Genomic DNA, 10,520 nt, shown 5'->3' on the forward strand with positions numbered 1-10,520 from the left:
CCCGGGCGAGAGCCAGTGCCCAGGCATCGGTCCTGCCGTCAGATGGCCAGGATGGCCTGGGCCAGTTGTGCGTCAGACGCGGTATTGAGTTGCGGTGCTTGCTGACGGATCTGGGCCAGTGCGCTTTCCAGTTTCACGCCACGAATGGCCCCTTCACTGGCGACAAAGCTGGCGGCATCGTCGCGGGCGGCGCGCACGACCTTGCTGTCGCGCAGGGACGAAGTGGCGTCCGAGCTGGCGTCGGAAGTGGCCTTCAGCGCGCCGACGATGGAATCGGTGGTCACGATGAAGCTGGTCGCGTTGGCGTTGGCAGCCAGGACCAGCAGGGCGGCGGCACTCAGCAAGCGTAGACGGGACATGGGGTGACTCCTGTTGATGAACGGATAAGGTTTGGGATCTGACGCCTGTACTACGCGGTTCGCCACGTGGCGCAAGGATATTAAGCCGCCAGTTATCCGTTCGGAAAGCATCTTGACTGTCTAGTCACGCCAAAACGGCTTGGACAGCTCAGCCAGTTGGTCGCTGCGGCTGATGCCAACGTCGGACAATTCCCGGCTATCAAGCTGCGACAACTGGCGTCGTTCGTAAGCACGGCGTATCCATTTAGCTACGAAGGAAGCTGTAGGGCGGGAGAGCCGCTTATCAACAGGAGATGGCGTATCCATGGCGAGCACCTTTTCATGAGGTTTTGGAACACCATGTTGAGCGAGGCAGTGTGACCGATACAGTGACAGCAAGATTAAATTGTACTGCTTAACTGTTATTTTTTTTAAACTGTACCTGTTGTCGCGTGAGGCATCTGTTTTCGATTGAAAACTTCAATCCCGGAAACAACAAAGCCCGCCACCGGTGTCCCGGGGCGGGCTTTGTTTTGACAAATCTGGGTGCTGGCAGTGGACCCGTCAGGTCAGGGCCAGCGAGCGCTAAGTTAGCGCCAGAACGGCTTGCTCAGCTCTTCGTAGCGTTGAGCTTCGCTGATACCAGCGTCAGCCAGCAGACGCGAATCCAGACGAGCCAGTTGATGGCGGCTGGAAATGCGGCGCTGCCACAACATCAGGTTGGCGAGAACGCGCAGAGGCATGGCGGACTGGTTGCTGACAGCTTTTTCAGAGAACAGATCGGAACTGAGTGTACGTTCCATGATGACATCCTTCCGCTTGTGGCGGGATTAGGTAGTGGTTTAACTGATGCCAATGATCCTCTCCCCGCGCAAGACTCTCCAGATACAGTTCACCTGTATTGTGAGAGGGCAGTTAACTGTTTAAGGGTGCTGTACTGTTCGGAAATGGGGCAACTGTACCTGTCCGCACTGAAACAGTGCGAAACAGGTAATTTCAGCGTGTGTGTAAGAAATTTCGGTAGGAAAACACCGGTACAGCAGTACAGTTTTTTCAGGAAGTGCAGACGAATAAGCCGAGCTGACGAAACTGTATGCCCGTCAGCTCGCATCTGTGTCACTCACGCCTTGAGCATATGCCCGGTTTCTTCCAGGTTGATGTGCCAGCTCAGTGCTTCCCGCAGGATGTGCGGCGTGTGGCCGCCAATAGCGCAAGCGGCATTGAAGTAGCTGTTCAGCGCATCGCGGTAGGCCGGATGCACGCAGTTGTCGATGATCACCCGTGCGCGTTCCCGTGGCGCCAGGCCGCGCAGATCGGCCAGACCCACTTCAGTCACGAGGATGTCGACGTCGTGCTCGGTGTGGTCCACGTGGCTGACCATGGGCACCACACTGGAAATCGCCCCGCCCTTGGCAATCGACTTGGTGACGAAGATCGCGAGGTGCGCGTTGCGCGCGAAATCCCCGGAGCCGCCAATGCCGTTCATCATGCGCGTGCCGCAAATATGGGTGGAGTTGACGTTGCCGTAGATATCGAACTCCAGCGCAGTGTTGATGGCGATGATACCCAGGCGCCGCACCACTTCCGGGTGGTTGGAGATCTCCTGCGGGCGCAGCACCAGCTTGTCTTTATAGTGTTGCAGATTGCCGAATACGTCGGCGTTACGGCGTTCCGACAAGGTGATCGAGCTGCCCGACGCGAAGGTCAGCTTGCCCGCATCGATCAAATCAAAGGTCGAGTCCTGCAACACTTCCGAATACATGGTCAGGTCTTCGAACGGCGATTCGATCAACCCGCACATGACCGCGTTGGCGATGTTGCCGATGCCAGCCTGCAGCGGGCCGAGCTTGTTGGTCATGCGCCCGGCGTCGACTTCCTGCTTGAGGAAGTTGATCAGGTGATTGGCAATGCCTTGGGTGTCGCTGTCTGGCGGCGTCACGGTGGAAGCGGAGTCGGCCTGGTTGGTGATGACGATGGCAACGATCTTTTCCGGAGGGATCGGGATAGCGGTACTGCCGATACGGTCGTCGACCTTCACCAGCGGGATCGGCGTGCGCGTCGGCCGGTAGGTCGGGATATAGATGTCGTGCAACCCTTCCAGGTTCGGGTTGTGCGCCAAGTTGATCTCGACGATCACCTGCTTGGCGAAAATCGCGAAGCTGGCGGAGTTGCCGACGGAAGTGGTGGGAACGATGTGGCCAAGCTCGGTGATCGCGACCGCTTCAATCACGGCGATATCCGGCAGCTTGAGCTGGTTGTTGCGCAGTTGCTCGACGGTTTCCGATAGGTGCTGGTCGATAAACATCACTTCGCCGGCGTTGATGGCCTTGCGCAGGGTGCTGTCGACTTGAAACGGCATGCGTCGCGACAGTACGCCTGCTTCGGTGAGTTGCTTGTCCAGGTCATTGCCCAGGCTGGCGCCGGTCATCAGGGTGATTTTCAGCGGGGAAGTCTTGGCGCGTTCGGCCAGGGCGTGGGGGACGGCCTTGGCTTCACCGGCACGGGTGAAGCCGCTCATGCCGACGGTCATTCCGTCCTCGATCAGTGCGGCGGCGTCTGCCGCGCTCATGACCTTGTTCAACAACGAAGGCAAGCGGATACGATCACGGTACATGGATTGTTATCTCGGGCTACGGAGGCAAGGTGCGCAGTTTAGTGATTTCAAAAGATTTCGGCCCGCTACCATGGTCGAATGCCAGGCGGCGATTTAGAGCCTTTGGTCGGGTTTCATGTATGTGCAAAGCGGGACGCAGAGCATCCCTGGATGCATTCCTACGCAGAGCGCGGGAACGATAAAAAAACCCCAGCCTATAGCAGGCCGGGGTTTCGAGTATTGCGCTGAAGCAGTTTACTCGACGGCTTTGACCATATCTTCGATGACCTTCTTGGCGTCACCGAAGACCATCATGGTCTTGTCCAGGTAGAACAGCTCGTTATCCAGGCCGGCATAACCGCTGGCCATCGAGCGCTTGTTGACGATGATGGTTTTGGCCTTGAACGCTTCGAGAATCGGCATGCCGGCAATCGGCGAGTTGGGATCGTTCTTGGCGGCCGGGTTGACCACGTCGTTGGCGCCCAGCACCAGCACCACGTCGGCCTGACCGAACTCGGAGTTGATGTCTTCCATCTCGAACACCTGGTCATAAGGCACTTCGGCCTCGGCGAGCAGTACGTTCATGTGCCCAGGCATACGGCCCGCCACCGGATGGATCGCGTACTTCACGGTGACGCCGCGGTGAGTCAGCTTTTCGGTCAGCTCCTTGAGCGCATGTTGCGCCCGAGCGACTGCCAGGCCGTAGCCCGGAACGATGATCACGGTGTCGGCGTTGGTCAGCAGGAAGGTGGCGTCGTCGGCCGAGCCGGATTTCACCGGGCGTGCTTCTTTTGATCCTGCAGCGGCGCTGGCATCCGGCGTGTTGCCGAAACCGCCGAGCAGCACATTAAAGAAGGAACGGTTCATCGCCTTGCACATGATGTACGACAGGATCGCGCCGCTTGAACCCACCAGGGAACCGGCGATGATCAGCATCGAGTTGTTCAGCGAGAAGCCGATACCCGCCGCCGCCCAGCCGGAGTAACTGTTGAGCATCGACACCACCACCGGCATATCGGCGCCGCCGATCGGGATGATGATCAGCACGCCCAATACAAAGGCCAGGGCCAGCATCAGCGCGAAGGCGGTAAGGTTGCCGGTGAACATGAACGCCAGGCCCAGGCCCAGCGTGGCGAGGCCAAGTGCCAGGTTCAGCTTGTGCTGGCCGCCGAACTGTACCGGTGCGCCCTGGAACAGGCGGAACTTGTATTTGCCCGACAGTTTGCCGAACGCGATCACCGAACCGGAGAAGGTGATTGCGCCGATGGCCGCACCAAGGAACAGCTCCAGGCGGTTGCCCGCAGGAATCGCGTCGCCCAAGAGTTTGACAATGCCCAGGGATTGCGGCTCGACCACCGCGGCAATTGCGATGAACACCGCGGCCAGGCCGATCATGCTGTGCATGAAGGCTACCAGCTCCGGCATCTTGGTCATTTCTACGCGCTTGGCCATGATCGAGCCGGCAGTGCCGCCGACCAGCAGGCCAACGATCACGTAGCCGATACCGGCAGTTGCAAGCTCGGCGCCGAGCTTATAGATCAGACCCACGGTGGTGAGCACCGCCAGCGCCATGCCAAGCATGCCGAACAGGTTGCCGCGCCGTGAAGTGGTCGGGTGTGAGAGACCCTTGAGGGCTTGGATGAAGCAGATCGACGCAATCAGATACAGCGTCGTGACCAGATTCATACTCATTATTTCTGCACCTCTTCTTTAACTTTGGGCGCTTTCTTCTTGAACATCTCAAGCATCCTGCGGGTGACCAGGAAGCCGCCAAACACGTTGACTGCCGCCAGTGCCACGGCCAGGGTGCCCATGGTTTTGCCCAGCGGAGTCACGGTGAGGGCCGCGGCCAACATGGCGCCAACGATGACGATCGCCGAGATGGCGTTGGTCACCGCCATCAACGGCGTGTGCAGCGCGGGGGTGACGTTCCAGACCACGTGGTAACCGACATAAATCGCCAGCACAAAGATGATCAGGTTGTAGATACCGGGGGAGATAAGCTCTTCCATCGTCTGAATCCCTGCTTAGGCGTTTTTGCGGATGACTTGGCCGTCGCGGCACATCAGGCACGCGGCGACGATGTCGTCTTCAAGGTTGATTTCAAACTGCCCATCCTTGTTGAAGACCAGCTTCAGGAAGTCCAGCAGGTTGCGTGCATATAAAGCAGAAGCATCGGCGGCTACGGCCCCGGCCAGGTTGGTCGGGCCGCAAATGATCACGCCGTTCTGCACTACCACTTGATCGGCGATGGTCAGCGGGCAGTTGCCGCCTTGGGCGGCGGCAAGGTCGATGACCACTGAGCCCGGCTTCATGTGTGCGACGGTCTCGGCGCTCAGCAGGGTGGGTGCCTTGCGGCCAGGAATCAGCGCGGTGGTGATGACGATATCGGCTTGCTTGGCGCGCTCGTGCACGGCCAGGGCCTGGCGCTGCATCCAGCTGGTCGGCATCGGGCGCGCGTAACCGCCGACGCCGACCGCGCATTCACGCTCTTCGTCGGTTTCGTAGGGCACGTCGACAAATTTGGCGCCGAGGGACTCGATCTGCTCCTTGACCGCCGGGCGTACGTCAGACGCTTCGATCACGGCACCCAGGCGTTTCGCTGTGGCGATGGCCTGCAGGCCTGCAACACCGGCGCCGAGGATCAGCACGCGCGCCGCTTTGACGGTGCCTGCGGCGGTCATCAGCATCGGCATGAAGCGCGGATAGTGATGGGCGGCGAGCAGCACAGCCTTGTAGCCCGCAATGTTGGCCTGGGATGACAGCACGTCGAGGCTCTGGGCTCGCGATGTGCGCGGTGCAGCCTCGAGGGCGAAGGCGGTAATGCCGCGCTCAGCGAGCTTGGCAATGGTTTCGTTGCTGAACGGGTTGAGCATGCCCACCAACACGGTGCCGCTTTTGATCAGCGCAAGTTCGCTGTCGCTGGGGGCAACCACTTTGAGAATAAGCTCGGTGCCAAACGCATCGTTGGCGCTGCCAATGGTCGCGCCTGCCGCTTCATAGGCACTGTCGACGACGCTGGCCTGGATGCCGGCTCCGCTTTGTACAGTGACCTTATGGCCCTGGCCGATCAGCTTCTTGATGGTTTCCGGGGTGGCAGCCACCCGCGTTTCACCGGTCTGGGTTTCGAGAGGAACACCAATGTGCACGTCAAATCTCCTGCATGATCTTTTTGCTTTTGATCTTTTTGTAAAAAGGCCAGTGCACCGCGAGTGGCGCAACTGGGGCGGCCGATCAGCACGATCCCGCTGAAATGACAGCGGGGCGCGGCATTTTGCAGGCGAACTTTACGGCCTTCAAGGAATTATGACGGGTGACGAAAAATTAACTACAAGTCACCCTGTGACTGATTGTCGCAAGTAGTTGGAATAAATGATTTAAATACAGTCGTTTAGAGGCTTTACTGCGTTTTTTCAGCATTTTCCCATGGTTGCCATGAATGGTCGTTCATTGGCTCGTAATAGTCGCTCAAAGCCATGTAGCGCATGGCTTTGAGCTTTGTTACTGAAGGACAGATACAGTCTGCTCAAATGCGACATATACGTACATCTGTAGGATTCCAAATTAACTGACTACAAAGTCAGAGGCTTGGTTGGAGCCCAGGACTATTGGTGCTATAGCGCTGCGACTGATCGATCAGCCAGTTCTTGAATGCCTGAAGCGAGGCTGATTCGACTTTTTTGTCGGGAATCATCAAGTAGTAAGCTTTGGAGCTGGCCAGCGCCTCGGTGCAGGCGATCACCAATTGACGCTCCTCCAGTTCGCGTTGGATGAGGAACGGCGGAATCAGCGCGATCCCCATGTCATGCATGGCTGCCTGGGACAACATCGAGAATAGCTCGTAACGCGGGCCTGTCATGTCGCGAGGTACGCTCAGCTGTTGGGCATTGAACCATTGGCGCCAAGCGTAGGGTCGAGTGGTCTGCTGCAGCAGGGGCAGTTCTGCAATTTGTTGGGGGCTGAACGGGTGTGCGCTGCCCAGTAGTCGGGGGCTGCACACCGGCACAGGGTTCTCTCCCATCAGTCGGTGGGATTCGGTGCCGGACCAATCGGCATCGCCGAAGTAGATCGCTGCGTCGAACTCAGTGTCGGCAAACAGAAACGGGCGTGTGCGGTTGGTCAGGTTGACGGTGACTTGCGGATGTTGACGCTGGAAATCCTTAAGGCGAGGTATCAACCACTGAGTACCGAACGTGGGGACCACGGCCAGTTCTATAGTGTTGGCGCCTTGCTGTCCCATGACAGACAGCGTATCGCGCTCAACCGCGTCCAATTGCGCGGCGACGCGCCGACTATAAGACAGCCCGGCTTCCGTCAGCTTTACCCCGCGCCTTGAGCGGCGAAACAGCTCGACACTTAAAAACTCTTCAAGGCTGGCGATCTGTCGACAGATGGCGCCTTGAGTAATCGAAAGCTCGTGCGCGGCCTTGGTAAAGCTCTCGTGGCGGGCTGCGGCTTCAAAACTGACGAGGGCGGTGGTGCTGGGGATTTTTCTACGCATATACCGTGTCCTCACTTATAAAGCGCCTTTGCGCCCATCCTGGCTATTACGAAGTGAGAAATTAGCACAACCCTATGCGGAAACCTCGTTTGCCCTCTGTGCTGGAGGGGCCTAGGCTGCTTCCCACGACTTCTGATTTCTCCCGCGAGGACTTATTCATGGCAGGCAAGGCAAGCTTCAACTGGATTGATCCGTTGCTACTGGACCAACAGCTCACCGAAGAAGAGCGCATGGTGCGCGACAGCGCTCAGCAATTTGCCCGGGACAAGCTGGCGCCGCGTGTGCTCGAAGCCTTTCGCCATGAAAAGACTGACCCCGCCATTTTTCGTGAAATGGGCGAGACCGGTTTACTCGGTGCAATGATTCCCGAGCAGTACGGCGGCAGCGGCTTGAATTACGTCAGCTATGGGCTGATTGCGCGCGAAGTGGAGCGTGTCGATTCCGGCTATCGCTCGATGATGAGCGTGCAATCGTCGCTGGTCATGGTGCCGATCAACGAGTTTGGCACTGAGGCGCAGAAACAGAAGTACCTGCCGAAGCTGGCATCTGGCGAATGGATCGGCTGTTTCGGCCTGACCGAGCCCAATCATGGCTCCGACCCAGGCGCAATGATTACCCGTGCTCGCAAAGTCGAGGGTGGCTACAGCCTGACGGGCGCGAAGATGTGGATCACCAATAGCCCGATCGCTGATGTGTTCGTGGTGTGGGGCAAGGACGATGCTGGCGATATCCGTGGCTTTGTCCTGGAGAAAGGCTGGAAAGGTCTGAGCGCACCGGCGATTCACGGCAAGGTCGGGCTGCGCGCCTCCATTACCGGCGAGATCGTCATGGATAACGTGTTCGTGCCGCAAGAGAACATCTTCCCGGACGTGCGTGGCCTGAAGGGGCCTTTTACCTGCCTTGACTCCGCGCGTTATGGCATCTCCTGGGGGGCGTTGGGTGCGGCTGAGTTCTGCTGGCACACCGCTCGCCAATACACGCTTGATCGCCAGCAGTTTGGCCGCCCACTGGCGGCGACTCAGCTGATCCAGAAGAAGCTGGCTGACATGCAGACCGAGATCACCCTGGCCCTGCAAGGCTGCCTGCGTCTGGGGCGTATGAAAGACGAAGGGACTGCGGCGGTCGAGATCACCTCGATCATGAAGCGCAACTCGTGTGGCAAGTCTCTGGATATCGCACGCATGGCGCGCGACATGCTGGGTGGCAACGGTATTTCCGACGAGTTCGGCGTGGCGCGCCATCTGGTCAACCTGGAGGTGGTGAACACCTACGAAGGTACGCACGACGTGCATGCCCTGATTCTTGGGCGCGCGCAAACCGGTCTTCAGGCGTTCTATTAATAGGAGCACGGCATGGGCGCGCTTTCGCATCTGCGGGTGCTGGACTTATCGCGAGTACTGGCGGGCCCCTGGTCCGGGCAGATTCTTGCGGACCTCGGGGCTGAGGTGATCAAGGTTGAACGTCCAGGGAGCGGTGACGACACGCGCGCATGGGGGCCGCCTTTCCTTAAGGACGCCTATGGCGAGAACACCAGTGAGGCGGCGTATTACCTGTCGGCTAATCGCAACAAGCAGTCGGTGACTATCGACTTCACGCGGCCGGAGGGGCAGGCACTGGTGCGCGACCTGGCGGCCAAGTCGGACATTCTGATCGAGAACTTCAAGGTCGGTGGCCTTGCGGCGTATGGGCTGGACTATGAGTCGCTCAAGGAGATCAATCCGGAGCTGATTTACTGCTCGATCACCGGCTTCGGTCAGACAGGGCCGTATGCGACACGCGCGGGTTATGACTTCATGATTCAAGGGCTGGGCGGGCTTATGAGCCTGACCGGCCGGCCCGAGGGTGAGGACGGCGCTGGGCCGGTGAAGGTTGGCGTTGCGCTGACCGACATTCTTACGGGGCTTTACTCGACTGTGGCGATACTCGCGGCACTGGCTCATCGGGACCATGACGGCGGTGGGCAGCATATCGATATGGCGTTGCTGGATGTGCAGGTGGCTTGCCTGGCGAACCAGGCGATGAATTACCTGACAACGGGTGATTCGCCGAGGCGCCTGGGGAATGCTCATCCGAATATCGTGCCTTATCAGGATTTTCCTACCGCTGATGGTGACTTCATCCTGACGGTGGGGAATGACAGCCAGTTCCGCAAGTTTGCTGAAGTGGCTGGGCAGCCGCAGTGGGCGGATGATCCGCGCTTCTCTACTAATAAGGTGCGGGTGGCGAATCGGGCGGAGCTGATTCCGTTGATTCGTCAGGCTACTGTATTCAAGACGACGACTGAGTGGGTGTTGCGGCTGGAGCGGGTTGGTGTGCCTTGTGGGCCGATCAATGACTTGGCGCAGGTGTTTTCCGATCCTCAGGTCAAGGCGCGCGGTTTGGCCATGGCGCTGCCGCATGCGTTGGCAGGGATGGTGCCTCAGGTGGCAAGTCCGATACGGTTATCCAAAACGCCAGTGGAGTACCGGAATGCGCCTCCTCTTTTGGGAGAGCATACGGCCAAGGTGCTGCAGGAGGTGTTGGGGTTGGGTGAGCGTAATGTGGCTGCTCTGAAGGTCGCGGGTGTTATCTGAATCTCTTCTTCTATATAGAAGGCGTTGCTGATCAGTTTTTGATGGTTTTTTAATCAATTCCAACTAACTGATAGAAAAAGCAAAATTAAGGGTTGACGGCAGATTCTGGAAGTCTATAATTCGCCCCACTTCCGGCGCAGTCGAAACGGAAAACTCCTTGGTAAACAAAGAGTTATGCGAGATTCGACAGCGACACGCTTCAGTTCATCGAAGCCCAGAAGGAGTTGGTAGAGCGGTGTTGTTTGGCTCTATTAACGTTTCGATCCTCTCGGTCGAAAGCGGAGAAAAAGAGGTGTTGACAGCAGCGTGTAACGCTGTAGAATTCGCCTCCCGCTAACGAGAGATCGGAAGCGCAAGTGGTTGAAGTTGTTGAAGAATTCTTCGAAAGCTTCTGAAAATAATCACTTGACAGCAAATGAGGCTGCTGTAGAATGCGCGCCTCGGTTGAGACGAAAGATCTTAACCAACCGCTCTTTAACAACTGAATCAAGCAATTCGTGTGGGTGCTTGTGGAG

Annotated in this window: 10 protein-coding genes; 2 read left to right on the forward strand and 8 right to left on the reverse strand. The window is 58.1% G+C overall.

The annotated features are described in order from the left end of the window. Positions 1-38 precede the first annotated feature (38 nt). The 8 genes from BLL36_RS15495 to BLL36_RS15530 all read right to left on the reverse strand — a co-directional run bounded on the left by BLL36_RS15495 (position 39) and on the right by BLL36_RS15530 (position 7,432). Complete coding sequence (locus tag BLL36_RS15495) at positions 39-359, reverse strand: DUF2388 domain-containing protein (protein ID WP_076952252.1); 321 nt, start codon at positions 357-359, stop codon at positions 39-41. A gap of 120 nt (positions 360-479) precedes the next feature. Beyond that, a complete protein-coding gene (locus BLL36_RS15500; RefSeq protein ID WP_076952253.1) occupies positions 480-665 on the reverse strand; it encodes a DUF1127 domain-containing protein in 186 nt (61 codons plus the stop codon). Between the two features lie 263 nt (positions 666-928). Then, complete coding sequence (locus BLL36_RS15505) at positions 929-1,141, reverse strand: DUF1127 domain-containing protein (RefSeq protein WP_076952254.1); 213 nt, start codon at positions 1,139-1,141, stop codon at positions 929-931. 317 nt (positions 1,142-1,458) lie between these two features. Further along, entirely contained in the window at positions 1,459-2,952 is a 1,494-nt protein-coding gene (locus BLL36_RS15510) for an acetyl-CoA hydrolase/transferase family protein (RefSeq protein ID WP_076952255.1), read from the reverse strand. Between the two features lie 234 nt (positions 2,953-3,186). Continuing rightward, the gene (locus tag BLL36_RS15515; RefSeq protein ID WP_076952256.1) at positions 3,187-4,623 is read right to left on the reverse strand and encodes an NAD(P)(+) transhydrogenase (Re/Si-specific) subunit beta; all 1,437 of its coding nucleotides are present in this window, start codon (positions 4,621-4,623) and stop codon (positions 3,187-3,189) included. Beyond that, positions 4,623-4,943: an NAD(P) transhydrogenase subunit alpha gene (locus tag BLL36_RS15520; protein ID WP_025854291.1), complete on the reverse strand. Its 321-nt coding sequence runs from the start codon at positions 4,941-4,943 to the stop codon at positions 4,623-4,625. The genes BLL36_RS15515 and BLL36_RS15520 overlap by 1 nt, the downstream gene beginning before the upstream one ends. Before the next feature lie 15 nt (positions 4,944-4,958). Then, positions 4,959-6,080: a Re/Si-specific NAD(P)(+) transhydrogenase subunit alpha gene (locus BLL36_RS15525; protein ID WP_076952257.1), complete on the reverse strand. Its 1,122-nt coding sequence runs from the start codon at positions 6,078-6,080 to the stop codon at positions 4,959-4,961. A gap of 431 nt (positions 6,081-6,511) precedes the next feature. Next, the gene (locus BLL36_RS15530; RefSeq protein WP_076952258.1) at positions 6,512-7,432 is read right to left on the reverse strand and encodes a LysR family transcriptional regulator; all 921 of its coding nucleotides are present in this window, start codon (positions 7,430-7,432) and stop codon (positions 6,512-6,514) included. A 158-nt stretch (positions 7,433-7,590) separates the two neighbouring features. On the opposite strand from BLL36_RS15530, the gene BLL36_RS15535 reads away from it, so the two are divergent. Continuing rightward, positions 7,591-8,772 (forward strand): acyl-CoA dehydrogenase, encoded by a 1,182-nt coding sequence (locus tag BLL36_RS15535; RefSeq protein ID WP_076952259.1) that lies wholly within the window; start codon positions 7,591-7,593, stop codon positions 8,770-8,772. Positions 8,773-8,784: 12 nt separating this feature from the next. Further along, a complete protein-coding gene (locus BLL36_RS15540) occupies positions 8,785-10,005 on the forward strand; it encodes a CaiB/BaiF CoA transferase family protein (RefSeq protein ID WP_076952260.1) in 1,221 nt (406 codons plus the stop codon). Positions 10,006-10,520: the final 515 nt, after the last annotated feature.

The sequence above is a fragment of the Pseudomonas cedrina subsp. cedrina genome (assembly GCF_001983175.1).
Lineage (GTDB): Bacteria > Pseudomonadota > Gammaproteobacteria > Pseudomonadales > Pseudomonadaceae > Aquipseudomonas > Aquipseudomonas cedrina.

What these genes read in the sequence shown, in the direction of transcription:
- BLL36_RS15495 (WP_076952252.1), bottom strand. Translation starts at nt 359, where the DNA reads ATGTCCCGTCTACGCTTGCTGAGTGCCGCCGCCCTGCTGGTCCTGGCT.
- BLL36_RS15515 (WP_076952256.1), bottom strand. Translation starts at nt 4,623, where the DNA reads ATGAGTATGAATCTGGTCACGACGCTGTATCTGATTGCGTCGATCTGC.
- BLL36_RS15535 (WP_076952259.1), top strand. Translation starts at nt 7,591, where the DNA reads ATGGCAGGCAAGGCAAGCTTCAACTGGATTGATCCGTTGCTACTGGAC.
- BLL36_RS15510 (WP_076952255.1), bottom strand. Translation starts at nt 2,952, where the DNA reads ATGTACCGTGATCGTATCCGCTTGCCTTCGTTGTTGAACAAGGTCATG.
- BLL36_RS15520 (WP_025854291.1), bottom strand. Translation starts at nt 4,943, where the DNA reads ATGGAAGAGCTTATCTCCCCCGGTATCTACAACCTGATCATCTTTGTG.
- BLL36_RS15530 (WP_076952258.1), bottom strand. Translation starts at nt 7,432, where the DNA reads ATGCGTAGAAAAATCCCCAGCACCACCGCCCTCGTCAGTTTTGAAGCC.
- BLL36_RS15505 (WP_076952254.1), bottom strand. Translation starts at nt 1,141, where the DNA reads ATGGAACGTACACTCAGTTCCGATCTGTTCTCTGAAAAAGCTGTCAGC.
- BLL36_RS15540 (WP_076952260.1), top strand. Translation starts at nt 8,785, where the DNA reads ATGGGCGCGCTTTCGCATCTGCGGGTGCTGGACTTATCGCGAGTACTG.
- BLL36_RS15500 (WP_076952253.1), bottom strand. Translation starts at nt 665, where the DNA reads ATGGATACGCCATCTCCTGTTGATAAGCGGCTCTCCCGCCCTACAGCT.